A 20,309-nucleotide genomic window follows, 5' to 3' on the forward strand; every position below is an offset into this window, starting at 1 on the left:
CTTGAACTTACTTTTTGCTGAAGACGATGTGTTATTAGCACAGCTGTTTCAACTGCAAGCACAACAATCAGGTTATGCAGTGTGTTGGGTCGAAAACGGTGATGCAGCAATACAACAGGCATTAACTTATCAACACGACTTAATACTGATGGATGTTCAGATGCCAATACTGGACGGGATCAGTGCTATGCAACTATTGCGTCAACTCGGTTTTGATCGCCCTATAGTGGCCATGTCCGCAGAAGAAGTCACAGAAACTGGTTTTGATCTGGTATTGAAAAAACCATTGCACTGGCAGCAGGTACAACAGCAGCTTGCGCAATTTGAAGAGTTCCCTTCTGTAGCCTTACAGGTTCCAGCCGAACTGAAAGAAGGTTACATCTGTCATGTAGAGCAATCTCTAAAGCAATTGGAGCAGCTTGCTTCGCAAGGTATGTGGTCAGAGTTTGCCGCTATTGTGCACCAATTTAAAGGTAGTGCTGGCTCCTTCGGTTTAGACCACATCAGCGAACTTGCACACCAGTTTCAAACCAGTTGGAATACTCTTCCTACAGAACAAAAACTCCCTCGTGCAACCTGGTTTCTGGAGCAGTGCAAGGCATGCAAACTAAAATAAAAGTGCGGGATCAAAAAATACTGCTGGTAGACGATTTGGACTATAACAGACAACTGTTGCGTCATAATCTGACAGCCCTGTTTTCTCATAACAATTTAAAATACAGAGCCTTTAGCTATTTTCAGGCTCACAATGCATCCTCTGCGTTATTAACTTTTAGCCAGCAGAGTCCGGATTTAGTCTTTCTGGACATTGAACTGCCTGATGGTTCCGGTATTGACTTACTCAAGCGTTTTAAACAACAAAAACCAGATTGCTTTGTCGTGATGGTCAGTGGGGTTAGCACGCTGGAGAATGTAAAGGCTAGCATAGCCGCTGGCGCAGCGTCCTTTATTGTCAAACCTTTTAGCGCAGACAAAATACTAGCGGTGCTTAAACAATTTGAACGTTTTTACGACAAACAAATCAAGGTTAACCTTTAACACCCAAAGCCCTTAGTGATCAGGGCTTTTCCATTTGAATGACAACACGACGGTTTTTGGCGCGGCCTAATGAGCTTTCGTTTGAAGCCACATGACGTTTTTCACCTAAACCTTCAGTGCGAATTCTGCTTTCTTCCAGACCATAGCTAACCAGTTTGCTTTTGATTGAATCTGCACGTTTGATCGATAATTGTTCGTTCATCCAACGACCACCGTAAGAATCGCTATAAGCCTGAATATCTATACTTTCGATACTCTGATCGTGCTTTAAATACTGTGCAATTTGCTCGAGGCGTTTTTTCGAGGCTTTGCTCAGCTCGTCACCACCCGACTCATAAGTCAACACAGTAAAAGCAATATCATCAAAGGTATAAGGCAACAATGCACTGACACATTGGGTAAATTGGTCCATAGCCCCAATAAAATGCACAGGATTCAGCGACACACTGACCTTGTCATAAGGGCTATACCAATCGGAGAAATAAAAGGTTGGGCTATAACCCTGCTCCAGCTCCGTCAGCATAATCCAGCTTTCCGCTTTGCCTAAATCACCATCAAACTGCTTCAGCATTTTCATACTGCTGATAGCTTTTGCCTGTTCACCCGGACGCCAGACCGGTGGTACTGACAAAACTTCAGCTAAAGCATAATGATCCGGCAGGCGCAGCATGCTTAGTTCAAATTGCATATTCAGCTCTTTCCCGGCCATGCTTCTGAAAAAAGCTTCACCAAAATGAGGGATCGGATGACTAAGCTCGCACACTAAAGGCGAGTTTTGCTGTAAAGACCAGGTGGATTGGTCCAATGTAGCCGAATACTGACGCAATCCTGCTTCTACCTGAGTCGCAGAAAGCAAAAACAGCACCAGCCAAAGCTTATATCGCATAGGTTTCCCTTTTTTCATCTCAACACCCGTTGTTTTTTCAACTTCAACCCAGACAAACAAGGTACTCAAACAAGACGCTTTGCAATTTCTTTGGCATAATACCTGCCAATCTTATCAGGACACAGGTCTTATGACTCAAGCTTTACATCCGTTAGCACAACGTTTTCGTGGCTACTTCCCTGTTGTTATCGACGTAGAAACCGCAGGCTTTAATGCAAAAACAGATGCATTGTTAGAAATCGCTGCAACTTTGTTGACTATAGACGAAAAAGGCATGCTTGTTCCAAGCCAAACTTTGCATTTTCATATTGAACCTTTTGAAGGTGCCAACATGGAAGCAAGCTCATTGGCTTTTAATGGTATAGACCCCTACAACCCGCTTCGTGGCGCGGTTTCAGAGCGGGAAGCTCTGACTGAAATTTGCCGTGCTGTACGTAAAGCGCAGAAGGATGCCGACTGCCAGCGTGCTGTGGTTGTGGCTCATAACGCTGCTTTTGACCAAGGCTTTTTAAATGCAGCTATTGATCGAATTAAATTAAAAAGATCGCCTTTTCACGCTTTTGTGTCTTTTGATACTACGACTTTGTCGGCTCTGGCTTTAGGTCAGACGGTTTTGGCGAAAGCTTGCAAACAAGCTGGTATTGATTTTGATAACAAAGAAGCCCACAGCGCTTTGTATGACACGGAACGTACGGCTGAGCTGTTTTGCTACATAGTCAACCGCTGGCATCAACTTGGAGGCTGGCCGCCACCTATGCTGATGGATGATTGTGAACAGGAAGAAAGTACAGAATCCGATCCGGCTTAATCGGCTCGACTTCATCAATAAATATTTAGAAATACAAAAGGCAGCCTGGGCTGCCTTTTTGCTTCAAACGCAAAGTTACTCTGCGTTTTCGCTGTTGTGTTTAGCGGCAGTTTCATTAATTAACGGCTGCAATTCACCACGCTGGAACATTTCCAGAATAATGTCACAACCACCAATCAGCTCACCTTCCACCCATAACTGCGGGAAAGTTGGCCAGTTGGCATATTTTGGTAATTCAGCACGGATATCAGGGTTTTGCAGAATGTCGACAAACGCAAAAGGTTGGCCACATGCAATCAGGGCTTGAGAAGCCTGAGCTGAAAAACCGCAACTCGGTAATTTCGGCGAACCTTTCATATAAAGAATGATTGGGTTATCAGCCAACTGTTGTTCAATTTTCTCAATGGTTTCCATCTTCAGCCTCTGGCACTACTGGGTTTAAAAATTTGTCTCATTTTACGCTGAGTTCATTCGTTTCGCACTTGAGATTTCACAATATGCCCCAAGAATATGGGGAGCAGACACTTGCATTGCAATGAACTCAGACCACGAAATTTACGACTAAAACTTGAGTAATTTAGTCGGGTTTTGTAGTCTACGCGATGCAGACCCCATAAACAACGCCTACGGAGAACTACAATGGCTTTCGAATTACCAGCATTACCTTTCGCAAAAGACGCATTATTACCTCACATCTCTCCTGAAACTCTGGATTATCACCACGGCAAACACCATAACGCCTATGTTGTGAAGCTGAATTCATTAGTTGAAGGTACTGAATTTGCCGGTAAGTCTTTAGAAGACATCATCCGTACTTCTCAGGGTCCGGTATTTAACAACGCGGCTCAGATTTGGAACCACACCTTTTACTGGAACTGCTTATCACCAAATGGTGGCGGTGAACCAACTGGCGCTTTAGCTGCTGCAATTACTGCACAGTGGGGCTCTTTTGCTGCATTCCAGGCGGCTTTTAATGACAAAGCAGTCAACAACTTCGGTTCAAGCTGGACCTGGTTAGTGAAAAAAGCGGACGGTTCTTTAGATATCGTCAACACCAGCAATGCTGGCACGCCACTTACTGACAGCTCAGTGACTGCACTGATGACTGTGGATCTGTGGGAACATGCCTACTACATCGATTTCCGCAATGCACGTCCAACTTACTTAAATGCCTTCTGGGCATTAATCAACTGGGAATTTGCTGCGAAAAACTTCGCTGCTTAATTTGCTGTTGTTGTAAATCCTGAAGCCCGGCTCGCCGGGCTTTTTCTTTTGTTCCGAATTAAAAACCAGACCCCAATCAAAGTCCAGCCTTACTGTTCTGTTTACTCATCGCTACAAAAAAATTCATATTTTTCTGTGAATTAGTTGAGCGAAGCGCTTTTTTACTGTCTAACCTTACATCAGTGGCTTTATTTGCATTCAGTTCCCACAGACCAGTTTCGGAGGTGCACTATGGGCATTTTTGAGCACTACAAATCTAGATACGAAGCAGCCAAAGAAGAGGAATACAGCATCCAGGAATATCTGGAACTCTGTAAAAAAGACAAAAGTTGTTATGCAAGCGCTGCCGAGCGTTTGTTAATGGCTATAGGTCAGCCTGAGCTGATTGACACAGCACAGGACTCTAAACTCAGCCGCCTGTTTTCCAATCGCGTCATTGGCCGTTATCCGGCTTTTGCTGAGTTTTATGGCATGGAAGATGCGATAGAGCAAATTGTCTCCTACCTGAAACACTCAGCTCAGGGCTTGGAAGAGCGCAAACAAATTTTATACCTGTTAGGTCCTGTGGGTGGCGGTAAATCATCCTTAGCTGAAAAGCTAAAATCGCTGATGCAGCAGGTTCCTGTGTATTACATCAAAGGCTCACCTGTGTACGACAGTCCTTTGTGTCTGTTTGATGTCAACGAAGATGGCACTATCCTGGAACAGGAATACGGCATTCCCAAGCGTTACCTGAAAACCATTATGTCGCCCTGGGCCAGTAAACGCCTGCATGAATTCAACGGCGATATCAGCCAGTTTAAAGTGGTAAAAAAATACCCTTCAATTCTGGATCAAATCTGTATTGCTAAAACCGAACCTGGTGATGAAAACAATCAGGATATTGCGTCTTTAGTAGGTAAAGTGGATATCCGCCAGCTGGAGCATTTTGCTCAAAACGATCCGGATGCCTACGCCTATTCAGGCGCTTTATGCCGTGCCAATCAAGGCCTGATGGAGTTTGTGGAGATGTTTAAAGCGCCTATTAAGGTGCTGCATCCACTGCTAACTGCCACTCAGGAAGGCAACTACAATGGCACCGAAGGTTTGGCAGCACTGCCCTTTGAAGGCATTATTCTGGCACACAGCAATGAGTCGGAATGGCAGACCTTTCGCAACAATAAAAACAACGAGGCCTTTTTAGACAGGGTTTATATTGTCAAAGTGCCTTATTGCCTGCGGGTGTCTGAAGAAGTCAAAATTTACGAAAAACTGCTGGAACACAGTGAGTTAAAAGTCGCGCCTTGCTCTCCTGCTACTTTAACCTCGCTGGCACAGTTCGCGGTATTGTCGCGTTTAAAAGCGCCGGAAAACTCCAGTTTATACTCAAAAATGCGGGTCTATGATGGCGAAAGCTTAAAAGATACAGACCCTAAAGCCAAGTCTTATCAGGAGTACCGAGATTACGCGGGCGTCGACGAAGGCATGTCGGGCTTATCCACCCGCTTTGCCTTTAAAATTTTATCCCGTGTGTTTAACTTTGACTCAACCGAAGTGGCCGCTAACCCTGTGCATTTGTTTTATGTACTGGAGCAGCAAATAGAGAGAGAGCAATTCCCGTCCGATGTGTCAGAGCGTTATCTGGAGCATTTAAAAGGTTACTTAATTCCAAAATACATAGAGTTTATCGGCAAAGAAATTCAAACCGCCTATTTAGAGTCTTACTCCGAATACGGTCAAAATATTTTTGACCGTTATGTGATTTATGCTGATTTCTGGATCCAGGATCAGGAATACCGTGACCCGGAAACCGGTCAGTTGTTTGACAGAGCTGCACTGAATGCTGAGCTTGAGAAAATTGAAAAGCCAGCAGGCATTAGCAATCCAAAAGATTTCCGTAATGAAATCGTCAATTTTGTCCTGAGGGCCAAAGCCAAAAATAATGGCAAAAATCCAACCTGGACCAGCTATGAAAAACTTCGCACTGTGATAGAGAAAAAGATGTTCTCCAGCACCGAAGAGCTGTTGCCTGTGATTTCCTTTAATGCCAAAACCTCCACAGACGATCAGAAAAAACATGATGATTTTGTCGACCGTATGATGGAGAAAGGCTACACCCGTAAACAAGTGCGCTTACTCAGCGAGTGGTATTTACGGGTTCGCAAATCGCAGTAAGGTCAGAGCCTTGGAGGTTGTATGGCGCATTTTATTGACCGACGCTTAAATGGCAAAAACAAAAGTGCTGTCAACCGACAGCGCTTTATTCGCCGCTATAAGCAGCAAATTAAACAAGCTGTATCCGATGCAATCAGCAAACGCAGTGTCACTGATATCAACAATGGTGAAAAAGTCTCTATTCCCGGCAAAGACATTACGGAGCCTTTTTTCCATCAAGGTCAGGGCGGCCACAGAGAAAGGGTGCATCCTGGTAATGACCAATTCAGCCCAGGCGATAAAATCAAACGACCTCAAGGTGGACAAGGCGGTGGTTCAGGTCAGGGGGACGCCAGTGCGGATGGTGAAGGCGAAGACGAATTTGTATTTTCGATTTCCAAAGACGAATACCTGGATTTGTTGTTTGAAGATTTAGAACTGCCCAATCTGAAAAAAAACCAGCTGGATAAGCTGGTGCAGTACAAAAATGTGCGGGCGGGTTTTCGCTCTGAAGGCGTGCCCACCAATATAGATATAGTGCGATCACTGCAAGGATCCTTAGCCCGCCGTGTCGCTATGACAGCAGGTAAAAAACGTGAACTGCATGAACTGGAAGCCAAATTAGCCTTAGTCGAAGCAGAACCTGTGCCTGACCAGCATCAACTGATGGCGCTGCGGGAGCAAATTGAGCTACTTGAAAAACGAATAAGCGCTGTGCCTTTTATCGACAGCTTTGATTTACGTTTTCGCAATTTTCAGAAGCGCCCTGAACCTACCAGTAAGGCGGTGATGTTTTGCCTGATGGATGTGTCGGGTTCTATGGATCAGCCGACGAAAGACATGGCCAAACGTTTTTATATCCTGCTTTATATGTTTTTAAGCCGCAGCTATAAAAATGTCGAAGTAGTCTATATCCGCCACCATACCCAGGCCAAGGAAGTGGACGAACAAGAGTTTTTTTACTCACAAGAAACAGGTGGCACTATAGTGTCCAGTGCGCTAAAAATGATGGCCGATATAGTCAAAGACAGATATAACCCGGCCGAGTGGAATATCTACGCAGCGCAAGCCTCTGACGGCGATAACTGGGCCGATGACAGCCCGCAATGTGCTGATTTGCTGGCGCAGCAAATTTTGCCTTTTGTGCGTTATTACGCCTATATCGAAATAACCCCAAGGCCTCACCAGAGCTTGTGGCTCGAATACGAAAAGCTGCAGCAAAGTTTTGATAACTTTGCCATTCAGCCGATACGGCAAGTAGCGGACATCTATCCTGTATTTCGTGAACTTTTCAAAAAACAGGCCGCTTAGCTACTGACTTCAGGGAGTTGCTTATGTCTTCTGTTGAACAAAAACAACCGCTATCCGATGGTCCGGACTGGAGCTTTGAACTGCTTGGGCAGTATCAGGCAGAAATTGAACGTGTCGCCAAACTATACAAACTGGACACCTACCCCAACCAGATTGAGGTGATTACCGCCGAACAAATGATGGACGCTTATTCCAGTGTTGGTATGCCTATTGGTTATAACCACTGGTCGTACGGCAAAAAATTTATCCAGACCGAACAAAACTACAAACGTGGTTTTATGGGGCTGGCCTATGAGATTGTCATTAACTCCAATCCTTGTATTGCTTACCTGATGGAAGAAAACACCATGACAATGCAGGCGCTGGTGATGGCGCATGCCTGTTATGGTCACAACTCTTTCTTTAAAAACAATTACTTATTTCGTACCTGGACAGATGCGTCATCCATTATCGATTATCTGGTATTTGCCAAGCAGTACTTAAGTCACTGCGAAGAAAAATACGGTATCAGCGAAGTGGAAGATATGCTGGATTCCTGCCATGCGCTGATGAATTACGGCGTCGACAGATACAAAAGGCCACAAAAAATTTCGATGGATGAGGAGCAAAAACGCCAGAAAGACCGTGAAGCATATTTGCAATCTCAGGTGAATCAGCTGTGGAAAACCATTCCGAATAAAGGCGATTTATCGGCAGAGCATGAGTACCGTTTTCCATCTGAACCTCAGGAAAACATTTTGTACTTTATTGAGAAAAATGCCCCGCTGCTCAAACCCTGGCAACGTGAAGTAGTGAGAATAGTGCGGAAAATTTCGCAGTACTTTTATCCACAAAAACAAACCCAAGTGATGAATGAAGGCTGGGCGACCTTCTGGCATTACACTATTCTGCAACATCTGTATCAGGAGAACTTAGTCACAGACAAGTTTATTCTGGAAGTGCTGCATAACCACACCAATGTAGTGTTTCAGCCTGAATACCACAGCAAATATTATTCAGGTATTAACCCTTATGCGTTGGGTTACGCCATGTTTACTGATTTACGCCGCATTTGCGAACATCCAACCGAAGAAGACAAAGAATGGTTTCCGGATATTGCAGGGTCGGACTGGCTGGAAACTTTACATTTTGCCATGCAGAATTTTAAAGATGAGAGTTTTATCAGCCAGTATTTATCGCCAAAAATTATCCGTGATTTTCATTTATTTGCCATTACAGATGATGACAAAGAAAGCACGCTGGAAGTAGCTGCCATTCATAACGCTGAAGGCTACCAGCAAATCCGCCAGACTTTGTCGGCTCAATACAATTTAAGCAATATTGAACCTAACATTCAGGTGTACAGCGCGGATATCACAGGGGATCGCAGCTTAACCTTAAGATTTATTCCTAACAAACGTATTCCACTGGCAGATAATTTCCAACAGGTACTGAAGCATGTACACAGACTTTGGGGTTTTAATGTGCAGTTGGAACAACTCAACGAAGATGGTAGCGTAAAACTATTAGGTAGCTGCCCGCTATAGATTGTGGAGATGTAGGGCAGCTGTGGTTTTATTCAGCTTTAGTAATGCAGTTGCGCCCTGCCGCCTTGGATTGATACAAAGCCTTATCCGCAGCTTCCAGCCAGTCACGATACTCGCCCATCTCTGGGTTGTGTTCGGCCACGCCAATGCTGACGGTCACCCTCAATATTTGCTGATTATATTCCACCGTCATAGCTTCAACATTTTTGCGCAGCCGTTCGGCAAAAAACATCGCCTGATCCACTGTGGTATCCAGCAGCAACACCGCAAACTCTTCACCGCCATAGCGACCTGCCACATCAGTGCTGCGCAGATTTTTTTTCACAGCCGCCGCAACCTGTTGGATCACCGCATCACCTGCGGCATGACCAAAGGTATCGTTCACCCGCTTAAAGTGGTCAATATCGCACATCAGTAACGTGCTGTGATGGCCGCTGCGTTTGATGCGTTTGTATTCATTGATCAGCGCTTCTTCCCAGAAGCCTCTGTTATTTAAGCTGGTCAGGAAGTCGGTTTTGGATAAAGTGCGCAACTGGCCGTTCATAGACTCCAGTTCTATCCGGCTGACCGCCACATCAGTCACATCATAAATAATCAGACAAAGGTGGGTCACTCTGCCCATAGTATCGGTCAGCGGAAATATGGTGCTGTTTTGATACATATATTCGGCAGAACCAGTAATAGGCCGGTAGTTGCGGAATTTAAAAATATAAGGCCGCTGCTCCCAGATGGTGAAAGCGCGGTTTTTCAATAAAATCACCGGATCGCATTTGCGTCGCAACCAGTCTTCATCAATTTCGGAGAATAAATCAAACAGATATCTGTCGCGCACCTGACGGGGCGTCAGGCCACTGTGGTTCTCCATAAAGCCGTTCCACACCTGAATGCGGTAATCAGCAGATAACACCACCAGACCAACGTCAACCGTCTGGAACATGTCCATCAACCAGTGAATTTCGGATACATCTACGTTGTTTTGTGACATTTAATCTTCCAGAAGGAATTCGACTTTATAATTCAGCGTTTTTATACTGTCTTCGGTAAACAACAGTAACAAATCGCAGCTGATATTATAGTTTTCAATACCATAGCTTATTTCTATCGCTAAAGTACGACGCCAGCGTCTGGCATTGGCTTTAATCAACTCACTGACAGGTGCATGCTGGCCTAACACCACAGGATGGCCCTGACTAAAGGTCATATCAATTTGTTCAGACAGACCTTTTAATACAGCGCCGATCAGAATATTGGCGATGTCCATCAACAGCTCTAGCTCCACCTTAGTGGTCAGCTCGCCGTCGTATTGCATCAACCTGGCTATATCGACAAAACTGGAGTCGTTTAAAATCAGCAGGGCCTCGCCTGCAACACCGCCGCCAATAAAACCCTGACAAACAGCAGAGGTATTTTCCTTTTGTTCGACAGAGGCTATGGCCATATGCAGTTCGCTGACTTCAATCACATTTACATTAGGAATAGGTAGTTTGACAAATACGTTCAACAGACGTGCTAATAAGTCACCAGCCTGGCCCATAGCCACGTTACTTAATTCCTGAAAAACATCACGTAAATCGTTCGACAGCACAAAAGAGCCGGTGTTTTTGACTGCTGATACTTTAGGTTCAGTTTTGGCCTGTTCCTGTTGCTGCACAGTTTTTTGTTCAACCAGCCCCAACACATGATTTAGCTTTTGTTGATCCACTGGTTTTTTAATAAAATCTAAAGCACCATAAGATAGAACCCGCTCGCGGGCTTCCGGTTGAATGTCGCCGGATACCACTATGGTTTTCACTGGGATCTGTTGCTGCTGAATAGCGGCAAGCACCTGATAGCCATCCAGGATCGGCATATTTAAATCGAGGAAAAGTAAATCGATAGGCTGACGCTGTAAAATGTCTAAAGCTTCCCCACCATGACCAGCAAACTGGACATTCTGCTGCCACTCTGCAGGTAAAGCTCTTGCCATTTGTTTACGTGCAAGGTTGGAATCGTCACATATCAAAACTGCTGCTACCATTTACGGCTCACTTCACGTATTGTTATTTTCCAGTGTAGTCAGAAAGATGGCTCTGCGCTAACCCTGTGTAGTATCTGACAAAAAATAACCAACACCTACTATTTTTTTCACTTTCAGTCCTATTACCAATCTCGGAGACAAAACGATGTCATTAAATTTGATAAAAACAATCATTTGTTGTCTGACCATAAGCCCTGCAGTCTGGGCTATTGATTTAAATGCACAATTACCAAGCCGTTTATCCGAAGTAAAAGCAGGCAATAAAGCTGTTGAATTACAAGGTAATCCTGTACAACTGCAACAACAGGCACCGGATTTCAAAGTTGTCGACGATAAATTCAAAACAATTCAGTTAAGTGATTTTAAAGGCAAAACTGTGTTGATCAGCGTAGTGCCTAGCGTCGACACTGGCATTTGCTCGCTGCAAACCAAAAGATTTAATCAGGAAGTCAGCAAGGTATCAGAGGATGTAGTGATGATGACTATATCCACCGACTTACCATTTGCGCAAAAACGCTATTGCGCACAAGAGAAAGTAGATCAGTTACTGGTATTGTCAGACGCAGTCTGGCGTGATTTTGGCAGCAACTACGGCTTGTTGATCAAAGACATGGGCATTCTTGCACGCGCCGTATTAATTATTGATGCTAAAGGTAATCTGGCTTATCAACAGTTAGTTCCAGTTCTGGCACAAGAGCCAGATTATGCTCATAGCATGGCAGCTCTTGCGCAAATTACCGGCAAAAAATCTTAAATTTCCCTCTTGAAAACTCTCTAAGCGCACATATTAAGTAAGCAGGTGGCCATCCGGCACCTGCTATTTCCCTGACAGGGAATAAAACCAATTGCTCGTTCATTTGAAGAGCAGAATAGATTAATTGCCTTAGAGGATTTGATGATGAACACTTTAGATTTCACCCCATTTTACCGCTCATTTATTGGTTTTGATCATTTGGCTAACCTGATGGATGCTGCTGCCCGCAATGAAAAGCAGCCTGCTTATCCACCTTACAATATTGAGGTGACAGGTGAAGATCAGTACCGTATTACCATGGCTATCGCTGGTTTTGACGAAGCTGAGCTGTCGATAGAAACCGAACATAACAACTTAGTTGTGCGTGGTCAGAAAGCTGATAAAACCGAAGGACGCCGCTTCCTGCATCAGGGCATAGCTGAGCGTAACTTTGAGCGTAAGTTCCAGCTGTCTGATTATATAAAAGTAACAGGCGCTCAGATGAGTCATGGCCTGCTGCATATTGAACTGGTGCGTGAAGTACCTGAAGCATTAAAACCACGCAAAATCAGCATCAACCAACAGGCGACAGTCAAAGTTGAACCTGCGCTGCTGAATGAACATTTAGCCCAAGTTAGTAATGGCTAGACTCAGTCGCAGCTAAACGCCGAATAAACTCAAGCAGAACAGAGTTGACCAGTTCTGCATCTGTAACGGGCCCCATGTGGCCCGTTTTTACTGTTTGAAACTCAACAGAAGGCAAAGCACCAGCCAAGATTTTTGCCAAACGTTGTGCTGACAATTGGCTTTGCTCACCACTAAGCAACAATACAGGGCAATGAATTGCTCCGGCGTAGTCGGTAAGCGTTGCAGGTTCGTCGCTTAAAGCTTCAAAATCAGCAGCAACTTTGCCAACCTGCCCCGCCAGCTTCTGCTGCATCACATCTGGCAAATTGGCGAAATAGCCGTCGCCTTGCCAGTAGTCGATAAAAAGCGCTGCGGCGTCTTGTGGACTGATGCTCAGCATCTGCTGGCTTAACTGTTGCACCTGCTGATACAAACCTGGCTCTGTGGTTTTTAACAGATGAAAAGCCACGGGTTCAAACAGGAGCACGGCTTTAAAGAGTTCAGGCCGGGTTCTGGCCATATGCAAAGCTATTGCACCACCGAAGGAGTGGCCAATCAAAATCACAGAACCTGCAGGCTTTCCTTCCAGCAAAGGCCACAGCTGATTTGCTTCATCAGCAAGTTGCATAGGTCTGGGGTAACTGGCTGTATTACTGCCATAACCCAGCAGATCAGGATTCAGTACTTGAAAGTCTGCTTTCAGAGCCAGTTTCAAGCCCTGCCATTGTCTCCCGCTCGATAGAGAGCTATGCAACATCAGTACTGTGGTTTGCATTTATCACTTCATCAATAAAAACACAGCACCAACAATAAGCGCCGCGAAAGTTGAGATCATACCTACAAATCGTGGCACTGAAGTACCGCTGCTCAGCCATAAGCCAACTGCATGCAACACTCGACCAGCTAAAGTTAAACCAGCCACCAGATGCAATTGCCAGACCGGACTCTGCTGTAGTTCCAGCAAGGCCACTAATATCAGCAACAATGGCACATATTCGGCAAAGTTACCGTGCATCCGCACTGTTTGTAACAGCTGGGGCTCTTTGCCTGTGCCAAGACCAACACGACACTTAAAACGTTGTCGTATCACCAGTATCGCCAAAACCACGTAGATCAAAGCCAGAATGGCGGCATAAAAAGATGTAATAGTTAAATTCACAATAACCAACCCTGAAGTTGCTGCAGAACTATAGACTGAAATAGTCTGCGGATGAAACTGAAGCTCATTGAATTGTTAAATCCGCAGAAATTGTTCCAGGATCTAATAAAAAGCCCACTCTAGGTGGGCTTCGATGAAACGGCTGGGGCTTAACCTAATAACGCCTCAAGTTTTGCACTGACTTGCTCAACTGGCAAGGTACCTACCATATGGTGGTATTGAGTGCGGCCCTGTTCGGCTTCTTTACGGTAATAACCAACCAGCAGTTCAGTTTGCTCGTGATAAATACCTAAACGCTTACGCACAGTTTCTTCTTTGTCATCTTCACGGATCACTAAATCTTCACCGGTTAAATCATCTTTACCTTCCACTTTGGGTGGATTGTAACTGACATGGTAGACACGACCTGAAGCTGGGTGCACACGACGGCCACTCATACGTTCAACAATCACATCATCCGGCACATCAAACTCAATCACATGATCAACAACCACGCCATTGGCTTTCATGGCGTCAGCTTGTGGAATAGTGCGCGGAAAACCATCCAATAAGAAGCCTTTGGTACAGTCTTCTTTACTGATACGCTCTTTCACTAAACCAATAATTAAATCGTCAGACACCAGCTGACCCGCATCCATCACTTGCTTAGCAGCCATACCTAAAGCACTGCCCTCTTTGATGGCTGCACGCAGCATGTCACCAGTCGAAATTTGTGGGATCCCATACTTGTTCATCAGAAACTGCGCCTGAGTTCCTTTACCAGCACCCGGGGCACCCAACAAAATAATACGCATACAAAGATCCTCAATTAACCAGGGATTGATCCATTTGTTATAAGGGATGAATCTTTACATAATGTGCATCATCAGACAAGGAATTTGTCTGCTTGTCTTACCTGATCAGCCCAAGTCAAGCCTACTTTGGTAGGATAACTTGCTACAACAGCCTATTGAGGCATCTATAGAGCTTAAATAGGGCTGACAGGCAGAAAAGTCGAATAAAGACAATAAGCTATTCGACTAAGGTAGTGCATATTTACTAGGTTTCAGCGCAATAGCGGCTGTAAAGCTCTTGAGGTTAAATTGTATAAATGGTCAAATAACAACCAGAATGGTTATTAACTAAGCATTTGATTTAAATAATATTAAATAAGTTTTCGCACTGAATGAATTCAGCAGAATTGATTGAGATCAATAAAACAAAGAATTTTATAAAGAAAAGCTTCGGAAGCACATAAAACATTCCGAAGCCATTCTTTTACTCAGGCTTTAAATTGCAGGTGTTGAAGCAGTTGCTGCTCGCCCTGTTGCAACACTTCAGCTTTATCGCTCACCATCACCAGAATAGCCTTATGGCTGTTAATGCTACGTCCCTGGTATTTATCATCATGAAACTCAGCTTCAAAATCTAATGAGTTTTGTTTTGGCACCACAAAAACAGTCATCAGCCCCTGCTCTGTGTCCAGTACCAGATGCAAAGAACGGGTACCACGGAAATTACAGAAGTTCGCATAAACCACAGCATGGCCATTTTCAGCAAGACTGGCGTCAAACTCAGCCAGCTTGGCGTTTACATCGGACAAAGACAAAGCCGTGGTCATATGCTGCATATAAGGCTCTTCATGGTACACATGAGCCAGCGAATTTTCCCCCAGGCTTTGTGAACCATACAGAAAAAACGACCAGTTCAGCGCAAAACCCGCTAAAAACGCCACAGAAGCCGCTAACGCAATCAAATTCTGATAAAAGCGCTTTTGTTGTTGCTGCTTGTGTTTGTGCTGCTGCATCAACAAGGTATTTTCCAGCGTTTTTGGCACCGGCGGGCTTAACAGCTGCTTGATGTGCTGATCCAGCTCCAGTATATCCTGATGAAACTGCTGACTATCCACATCCTGCTGCAACTGCTGCAGTTGTTCTGGCGTCAAATGATAGGGATCAGTCAGCAAACGACGACGAACTTCTAACTCATCCATTTTTTTGCTCCCTGACGCTTTCATGGTTTAATAAATCCCGTAACTGTTTACGGGCGCGGAATAAACGGGTGTTCACTGTATTGAGATTCAGAGACAATAGTTGTGCTATTTCATCACCGCTGAAACCGCCGATAATTTGCAGGATCAAGGGCTCGCTGTATTCAGGCTCCAGACTCTCAATTTGTTTGAGTAGCTGCTGCTGTGAGTACAATTGTTCAGGGCTCACCTGATGTTCGTCCAGCAGTAAATCCTGCTCAACGTCCTGATACTGAAACTGCTTGCGCTCAAAACGTCGGGCATTTTCATTACGTAAAATAGTAAATAACCAGGCTTTGGCAGACGCTTCGCTTTGTAGCAAATCAATACTTTTCCAGGCTCGTAAATAAGTGTCCTGCACCAAATCTTCAGCAATATCCGGGCTTCGACAAATCCAGCAGCTGTAGCGGTACAAATCTGCATGATACAAACGCACCAGCTGCATATAACTATGCTGGCGCTGTTCTTTTTCCGGCGTCTGTTTTTTTGTAGCCGTTTTATCAGTTGACCACCACATTAGTTTTTTTGTCCTTGTAGGCAAGAGCGCCGTCTCCGGTTTTGTTTCCGGTTGCGGCTGTTCACTATAGGACATGGAGCGAAGAAAACTCAAGACTCAACCTCCTTTGCAGTGAGCACTTTAATGACTCTGCGACTGAGCCAATAATCCAGACTTAACCAGCGCCCAGCCCCATAGACAACCAATACCAGTAACATAACAAAGTAAGTGGCGGCAAACTCAATACCGTTATTAAGCACCACTAATTTTCCGCTGGAGACAAGCCAGTCGTAATCAGGCTGTTGCTGCAAAATTTCATTGGCTTTGGCAAGCTTCTCTGGTGCAGCCATCACAGCTTCATTGCTGAAAATAGTGCCGTCTGCCAGCCAGCTTGAGGCATCCGCTATCGCCAGCCAGCCGTTTTTTGCATGCACTGTCAGCATAGCCACCAGCATAGTCATACTTAATCCAAACGCAGTCAGACGGGTGAATAAACCCAATAGCAGTGCTAAACCGCCGCCAAGTTCTAACAGAATCACCAAATACAATAACAGCGCAGGCGCAGGTAAACCTAAACCCCAATCCGGGTTGGCGAACCAACTTAAGGTACTGTCAAAGCTTTGTAGCTTAGTCCAGCCGGCCTGCATCATCACAGGGGTCAGATACAGCCTCAGTAGCAATAGAGGGATAAAATCAAGCTGCTGCAGCTTAGTGACTATCTTCAGGTAAAAACTAATGCTCTGTTGGATCACAATCAGGCTCCGCATCATGCTGTTGTGATAAAAGACAGGGGAATGGCGGCAAATCTTTCCTTTGTATATAAAAAATTACCCGGAGCAATTTTTAACAACGCGAAGCGTTGGCCCGGCAGGGTGAGCGCCACGGATGGCTGCGAATAAAAAATTGTCAGGATCAATTTTTAACAATGCACAGCATTGGCCCAAAGGGTGAGCGCCACGGATGGCTGCGAATAAAAAAGCCCCTGCATGTACAGAGGCTTTTTAAACTTAGAGTAAAACTTACGCTTTTTTCGATAAATCCAGCAGCAGCGCGTTTAAGCGGCTGACAAAAGTTGCAGGATTTTTCAGGCTACCGCGTTCAGCTAATAAGGCCTGATCAAACAAGACTTCAGCCCACTGCTTAAACTGCGTTTCATCCTGCACATCGGCAATATGTTTCACCAACGCATGATCCGGGTTCAGTTCAAAAATAGGTTTCACGTCCGGCACTTTCTGACCGACAGATTCCATCAGCTTCATCATCTGCGTGCTCATATCAAACTCGTCAGTGACAATACAAGATGGGCTGTCGGTTAAACGATGACTGGTTTTTACGGCTTTAACCTGATCACCTAAAGCTGTTTTAAAACGTTCAGTCACAGCAGCAAATTGCTTCTCTGTTTCTTCCTGAGCTTTTTTGGTTTCTTCGTCATCCAGCTTGCTGATATCCAGACCACCTTTGGCGATAGAACGCAGCTTCTTGCCTTCAAAGTCAGTCAGGTGCTGCATTAACCATTCGTCAACACGGTCAGATAACAACAGCACTTCAATGCCTTTTTTACGCAACACTTCTAAATGTGGGCTGTGTTTAGCGGCTTCATAGCTGTCAGCAACGATAAAATAAATTTCGTCCTGACCTTCTTTCATCCGGCTGACATAAGCTTCTAAGCTAACATTTTGATCGGCATTGTCGTTATGAGTAGAGGCAAAACGCAGCAGCTTAGCTATGCTTTCTTTATTGCCCATATCTTCAGCCGGGCCTTCTTTCATCACCTGACCAAACTCGTTCCAGAAGGTCTGGTATTCAGTTTGATCTTCAGCTTTGGCCATTTTCTCCAGCATTTTTAATACGCGTGAAGTACAGCCTTTACGTAAACTTTGTGTCACCTTGGTATCCTGCAGAATTTCGCGGGACACGTTCAGTGGTAAATCGCTGGAATCCAACACACCTTTGATAAAACGCAGGTAACTTGGCATAAACTGTTCAGCGTCATCCATAATAAACACACGCTGCACGTACAATTTTAAGCCATGACGGGCTTCACGGTTCCACATATCAAAAGGTGCTTTTTTCGGCACAAACAATAAACTGGTGTAGTTGGTATTGCCTTCTACTTTGTTGTGAGTCCAGCTTAATGGCTCAGTCCAGTCGTGCGAAATATGCTTGTAGAATTCCTGATATTCGTTTTCTGTGACTTCAGATTTATCACGCATCCAAAGCGCTGTGGCTTTGTTGACCGCTTTCCAGAACCCTTCAGTAGCAGGGATTTTTTCGCCCTCTTCACCATCTTGCTCTGGCGTGCCTTCCTGGTACATTTCGACCGGAATACTGATATGGTCAGAGTACTTAGTGACAATAGACTCGACTTTCCACTGATTTAAAAATTCAGTTTCTTCGTCACGTAAATGCAGAATGATTTCTGTACCGCGGCTTGCTTTAACGATAGGTGTAATAGTGTATTCACCCTCGCCTGTCGATTCCCACTCAACAGCAGAATCAGCTGGTGCACCGGCTTTACGGGTTTTGACAGTCACTTTGTCGGCCACAATAAAAGCAGAGTAGAAACCTACACCAAACTGGCCAATCAGCTGAGAGTCTTTGCTTTGATCGCCAGAGAGCTGACCAAAAAACTCTTTAGTGCCAGATTTCGCGATAGTGCCTAAATGGCTAATCACTTCATCCTGCGTCATACCAATACCGTTGTCGCTGATGGTAATGGTTTTTGCGGCTTCATCCAGACTGATACGAACTCTTAATTCGCCATCATTGTCATACAGGCTACTGTCTGACAAAGCTAAAAAGCGTAGTTTATCCGCCGCGTCTGAGGCGTTGGATACCAGCTCGCGCAGGAAAATTTCTTTATTGGAATACAGCGAATGGATCATCAGCTGCAGAAGTTGTTTGACCTCGGCCTGAAAGCCGTGCTTTTGTTTTTGTACTGTTTCAGTCATATACAGCTCCTTATCTTTCGTGGAATGACTTTAAATGCAAAGGCGCCTATGCAAGGGCGTAGCGCCTTTCGAATTGTGCTGGCAAGGATATGGGTTTAATACCCACAAATATCAAGGGGGCAATAGCGGCAAAACAAAGAACAAAAATGGAGGATCAGGCAATTGGGTAAAGAATAAGCAGAGAGCACAAAACTGCAGCGTCAAGGACGAAGGTCCTGAGCAAAGGCATTGGAGCTAGAGCGCGGCGGCTAGCAAGCGAGACCCCAGGAGCATAGCAGTCCTATGTGCACTTGGATTGAAGCGAGAACGCGCAGGCCGTGCCAAGCATGATATTTTCAAAATTACTGGGGCGAGAAGCGAAGCCAACAAAGCTGCAGCTTCAAGGACGCAGGTCAGATGGGTTTGCGGCCACTAAAGGCGTGTGACAAGGTAGTCCCGTCCACATACTCTAAATCCCCCCCCACAGGCACACCGTGAGCGATACGGGATACATTGACCTGATACTTTTTACACTGCTCGGCAATGTAATAGGCTGTGGCATCGCCTTCCACTGTTGGGTTAGTGGCCAAGATCACTTCCTGCACTGAACTTGTACCCAACTGCTTTTGCAGTAAATCCAGACCCAATTCAGAGGGACCTATGCCATCAAGTGGCGACAACTGGCCCTGCAAGACAAAATAACGGCCTTTAAACTGACCTGTTTGCTCTATCGCAAACTGATCAGACGACGAGGCGACAATACAAAGGCTTTGACTGTCGCTACGCCTCGGGTCTGAGCAAATCGCACATAAATCAGTTTCGCAAAAAGTACGGCACTGCTGGCAATGCCCTACTTTCTCCATCGCCACAGCCAAAGCCTTCGACAACTGCACAGCCCCAGAGCGGTTGCGTTCCAGCAACTGGAGGGCAATACGTTGTGCCGACTTCGGACCTACGCCTGGCAATATACGTAAGGCGTCGATCAGTTGCTGCAACAATGGGCTAAATTTGCTCATAGTGGATCAGATAACCACTTAGAACGGCATCTTAAAACCAGGAGGTAATTGCATACCACCTGTTACAGCAGCCATTTTAGCTTTGTTATTTTCTTCAACACGGCGAACCGCATCGTTAATAGCTGCAGCGACTAAGTCTTCAACCATTTCTTTGTCATCCTGCATCAGACTGTCGTCGATGCTGACACGGCGTACATTGTGGTTGCCTGTCATGGTGACTTTCACCAAACCTGCACCCGACTCGCCTGTGACTTCCAGATTAGCCAATTCCTGCTGGGCCTTTTGCATTTTATCCTGCATGGCTTGCGCCTGCTTCATGATATTGCCTAAACCGCCACCACCACCTTTGAACATAACTGTACTCTCTTTAAAAATGACTCGATTAAACTGGCGACAA

22 protein-coding genes are annotated in these 20,309 nt (G+C 45.1%); 9 read left to right on the plus strand and 13 right to left on the minus strand.

The window, feature by feature from the left end:
* Position 1 precedes the first annotated feature (1 nt).
* Together P3C17_RS14975 and P3C17_RS14980 are read left to right on the plus strand one after the other, a co-directional pair.
* Positions 2-616, plus strand: coding sequence for a response regulator (locus P3C17_RS14975; RefSeq protein WP_300930175.1), 615 nt, complete (start codon positions 2-4; stop codon positions 614-616).
* The gene (locus P3C17_RS14980; RefSeq protein WP_300930176.1) at positions 601-1,038 is read left to right on the plus strand and encodes a response regulator; all 438 of its coding nucleotides are present in this window, start codon (positions 601-603) and stop codon (positions 1,036-1,038) included. Before P3C17_RS14975 ends, P3C17_RS14980 begins: the two co-directional genes overlap by 16 nt.
* Before the next feature lie 19 nt (positions 1,039-1,057).
* Here the strand turns inward: P3C17_RS14980 and P3C17_RS14985 are convergent, their stop codons facing one another.
* The gene (locus P3C17_RS14985; protein ID WP_300930177.1) at positions 1,058-1,924 is read right to left on the minus strand and encodes an OmpA family protein; all 867 of its coding nucleotides are present in this window, start codon (positions 1,922-1,924) and stop codon (positions 1,058-1,060) included.
* Between the two features lie 130 nt (positions 1,925-2,054).
* Here P3C17_RS14985 and rnt point away from each other — a divergent pair, with 130 nt between their 5' ends.
* Entirely contained in the window at positions 2,055-2,732 is a 678-nt protein-coding gene (gene rnt, locus P3C17_RS14990) for a ribonuclease T (protein ID WP_300930178.1), read from the plus strand.
* A gap of 75 nt (positions 2,733-2,807) precedes the next feature.
* Here rnt and P3C17_RS14995 read toward each other — a convergent pair whose 3' ends face one another.
* The gene (locus P3C17_RS14995) at positions 2,808-3,146 is read right to left on the minus strand and encodes a Grx4 family monothiol glutaredoxin (RefSeq protein WP_300930179.1); all 339 of its coding nucleotides are present in this window, start codon (positions 3,144-3,146) and stop codon (positions 2,808-2,810) included.
* Between the two features lie 225 nt (positions 3,147-3,371).
* Between P3C17_RS14995 and P3C17_RS15000 the strand changes: the two genes are divergently transcribed.
* The 4 genes from P3C17_RS15000 (at position 3,372) to P3C17_RS15015 (ending at position 8,926) form a co-directional block, all read left to right on the plus strand.
* Positions 3,372-3,956 (plus strand): Fe-Mn family superoxide dismutase, encoded by a 585-nt coding sequence (locus tag P3C17_RS15000; protein ID WP_300930180.1) that lies wholly within the window; start codon positions 3,372-3,374, stop codon positions 3,954-3,956.
* A gap of 231 nt (positions 3,957-4,187) precedes the next feature.
* Positions 4,188-6,110 (plus strand): PrkA family serine protein kinase, encoded by a 1,923-nt coding sequence (locus P3C17_RS15005; protein WP_300930181.1) that lies wholly within the window; start codon positions 4,188-4,190, stop codon positions 6,108-6,110.
* A gap of 21 nt (positions 6,111-6,131) precedes the next feature.
* Positions 6,132-7,400 (plus strand): YeaH/YhbH family protein, encoded by a 1,269-nt coding sequence (locus tag P3C17_RS15010; RefSeq protein ID WP_300930182.1) that lies wholly within the window; start codon positions 6,132-6,134, stop codon positions 7,398-7,400.
* Between the two features lie 23 nt (positions 7,401-7,423).
* Positions 7,424-8,926, plus strand: coding sequence for a SpoVR family protein (locus tag P3C17_RS15015; RefSeq protein WP_300930183.1), 1,503 nt, complete (start codon positions 7,424-7,426; stop codon positions 8,924-8,926).
* Between the two features lie 28 nt (positions 8,927-8,954).
* Here P3C17_RS15015 and P3C17_RS15020 read toward each other — a convergent pair whose 3' ends face one another.
* Together P3C17_RS15020 and P3C17_RS15025 are read right to left on the minus strand one after the other, a co-directional pair.
* Positions 8,955-9,911: a sensor domain-containing diguanylate cyclase gene (locus P3C17_RS15020; protein WP_300930184.1), complete on the minus strand. Its 957-nt coding sequence runs from the start codon at positions 9,909-9,911 to the stop codon at positions 8,955-8,957.
* Positions 9,912-10,943, minus strand: coding sequence for a response regulator (locus tag P3C17_RS15025; RefSeq protein WP_300930185.1), 1,032 nt, complete (start codon positions 10,941-10,943; stop codon positions 9,912-9,914).
* A gap of 145 nt (positions 10,944-11,088) precedes the next feature.
* Here P3C17_RS15025 and tpx point away from each other — a divergent pair, with 145 nt between their 5' ends.
* Together tpx and P3C17_RS15035 are read left to right on the plus strand one after the other, a co-directional pair.
* Complete coding sequence (gene tpx, locus P3C17_RS15030) at positions 11,089-11,697, plus strand: thiol peroxidase (RefSeq protein WP_233080096.1); 609 nt, start codon at positions 11,089-11,091, stop codon at positions 11,695-11,697.
* Positions 11,698-11,841: 144 nt separating this feature from the next.
* Positions 11,842-12,324 carry an Hsp20 family protein gene (locus tag P3C17_RS15035; protein WP_300930331.1) on the plus strand — a complete coding sequence of 161 codons (483 nt, stop codon included), beginning with the start codon at positions 11,842-11,844 and terminating at the stop codon, positions 12,322-12,324.
* Here the strand turns inward: P3C17_RS15035 and P3C17_RS15040 are convergent.
* The 9 genes from P3C17_RS15040 to P3C17_RS15080 all read right to left on the minus strand — a co-directional run bounded on the left by P3C17_RS15040 (position 12,311) and on the right by P3C17_RS15080 (position 20,266).
* Complete coding sequence (locus P3C17_RS15040) at positions 12,311-13,078, minus strand: alpha/beta hydrolase (protein ID WP_300930186.1); 768 nt, start codon at positions 13,076-13,078, stop codon at positions 12,311-12,313. The genes P3C17_RS15035 and P3C17_RS15040 overlap by 14 nt on opposite strands.
* Positions 13,079-13,081: 3 nt before the next feature.
* Positions 13,082-13,462 carry an MAPEG family protein gene (locus tag P3C17_RS15045; protein WP_300930187.1) on the minus strand — a complete coding sequence of 127 codons (381 nt, stop codon included), beginning with the start codon at positions 13,460-13,462 and terminating at the stop codon, positions 13,082-13,084.
* A 149-nt stretch (positions 13,463-13,611) separates the two neighbouring features.
* Entirely contained in the window at positions 13,612-14,256 is a 645-nt protein-coding gene (gene adk, locus P3C17_RS15050) for an adenylate kinase (RefSeq protein WP_300930188.1), read from the minus strand.
* Between the two features lie 467 nt (positions 14,257-14,723).
* Entirely contained in the window at positions 14,724-15,434 is a 711-nt protein-coding gene (locus tag P3C17_RS15055; protein WP_300930189.1) for a DUF3379 family protein, read from the minus strand.
* On the minus strand, positions 15,427-15,987 hold the full coding sequence (locus P3C17_RS15060; protein WP_300930190.1) for a sigma-70 family RNA polymerase sigma factor: 561 nt from the start codon (positions 15,985-15,987) through the stop codon (positions 15,427-15,429). The genes P3C17_RS15055 and P3C17_RS15060 overlap by 8 nt, the downstream gene beginning before the upstream one ends.
* 89 nt (positions 15,988-16,076) lie before the next feature.
* Positions 16,077-16,718 carry a DoxX family membrane protein gene (locus P3C17_RS15065; protein WP_300930191.1) on the minus strand — a complete coding sequence of 214 codons (642 nt, stop codon included), beginning with the start codon at positions 16,716-16,718 and terminating at the stop codon, positions 16,077-16,079.
* 267 nt (positions 16,719-16,985) lie between these two features.
* Positions 16,986-18,917, minus strand: coding sequence for a molecular chaperone HtpG (gene htpG / locus P3C17_RS15070; RefSeq protein ID WP_300930192.1), 1,932 nt, complete (start codon positions 18,915-18,917; stop codon positions 16,986-16,988).
* A 392-nt stretch (positions 18,918-19,309) separates the two neighbouring features.
* Positions 19,310-19,912 (minus strand): recombination mediator RecR, encoded by a 603-nt coding sequence (recR, locus tag P3C17_RS15075; RefSeq protein WP_300930193.1) that lies wholly within the window; start codon positions 19,910-19,912, stop codon positions 19,310-19,312.
* An 18-nt stretch (positions 19,913-19,930) separates the two neighbouring features.
* Entirely contained in the window at positions 19,931-20,266 is a 336-nt protein-coding gene (locus P3C17_RS15080; protein ID WP_300930194.1) for a YbaB/EbfC family nucleoid-associated protein, read from the minus strand.
* Positions 20,267-20,309 lie beyond the last annotated feature (43 nt).

This window comes from Rheinheimera sp. 1928-s, assembly GCF_029269265.1.
Classification (GTDB): domain Bacteria; phylum Pseudomonadota; class Gammaproteobacteria; order Enterobacterales; family Alteromonadaceae; genus Pararheinheimera.

Bases quoted from the DNA above. Each gene is read 5' to 3' on its own strand.
- htpG (WP_300930192.1), bottom strand. From the start codon at position 18,917: ATGACTGAAACAGTACAAAAACAAAAGCACGGCTTTCAGGCCGAGGTC.
- P3C17_RS15035 (WP_300930331.1), top strand. From the start codon at position 11,842: ATGAACACTTTAGATTTCACCCCATTTTACCGCTCATTTATTGGTTTT.
- P3C17_RS15025 (WP_300930185.1), bottom strand. From the start codon at position 10,943: ATGGTAGCAGCAGTTTTGATATGTGACGATTCCAACCTTGCACGTAAA.
- P3C17_RS14985 (WP_300930177.1), bottom strand. From the start codon at position 1,924: ATGCGATATAAGCTTTGGCTGGTGCTGTTTTTGCTTTCTGCGACTCAG.
- P3C17_RS14980 (WP_300930176.1), top strand. From the start codon at position 601: ATGCAAACTAAAATAAAAGTGCGGGATCAAAAAATACTGCTGGTAGAC.
- rnt (WP_300930178.1), top strand. From the start codon at position 2,055: ATGACTCAAGCTTTACATCCGTTAGCACAACGTTTTCGTGGCTACTTC.
- P3C17_RS15005 (WP_300930181.1), top strand. From the start codon at position 4,188: ATGGGCATTTTTGAGCACTACAAATCTAGATACGAAGCAGCCAAAGAA.
- P3C17_RS15020 (WP_300930184.1), bottom strand. From the start codon at position 9,911: ATGTCACAAAACAACGTAGATGTATCCGAAATTCACTGGTTGATGGAC.
- P3C17_RS15010 (WP_300930182.1), top strand. From the start codon at position 6,132: ATGGCGCATTTTATTGACCGACGCTTAAATGGCAAAAACAAAAGTGCT.
- P3C17_RS15055 (WP_300930189.1), bottom strand. From the start codon at position 15,434: ATGGATGAGTTAGAAGTTCGTCGTCGTTTGCTGACTGATCCCTATCAT.
- P3C17_RS15015 (WP_300930183.1), top strand. From the start codon at position 7,424: ATGTCTTCTGTTGAACAAAAACAACCGCTATCCGATGGTCCGGACTGG.
- recR (WP_300930193.1), bottom strand. From the start codon at position 19,912: ATGAGCAAATTTAGCCCATTGTTGCAGCAACTGATCGACGCCTTACGT.
- P3C17_RS15000 (WP_300930180.1), top strand. From the start codon at position 3,372: ATGGCTTTCGAATTACCAGCATTACCTTTCGCAAAAGACGCATTATTA.
- P3C17_RS15080 (WP_300930194.1), bottom strand. From the start codon at position 20,266: ATGTTCAAAGGTGGTGGTGGCGGTTTAGGCAATATCATGAAGCAGGCG.
- P3C17_RS15040 (WP_300930186.1), bottom strand. From the start codon at position 13,078: ATGCAAACCACAGTACTGATGTTGCATAGCTCTCTATCGAGCGGGAGA.
- P3C17_RS14995 (WP_300930179.1), bottom strand. From the start codon at position 3,146: ATGGAAACCATTGAGAAAATTGAACAACAGTTGGCTGATAACCCAATC.
- adk (WP_300930188.1), bottom strand. From the start codon at position 14,256: ATGCGTATTATTTTGTTGGGTGCCCCGGGTGCTGGTAAAGGAACTCAG.
- tpx (WP_233080096.1), top strand. From the start codon at position 11,089: ATGTCATTAAATTTGATAAAAACAATCATTTGTTGTCTGACCATAAGC.
- P3C17_RS15060 (WP_300930190.1), bottom strand. From the start codon at position 15,987: ATGTGGTGGTCAACTGATAAAACGGCTACAAAAAAACAGACGCCGGAA.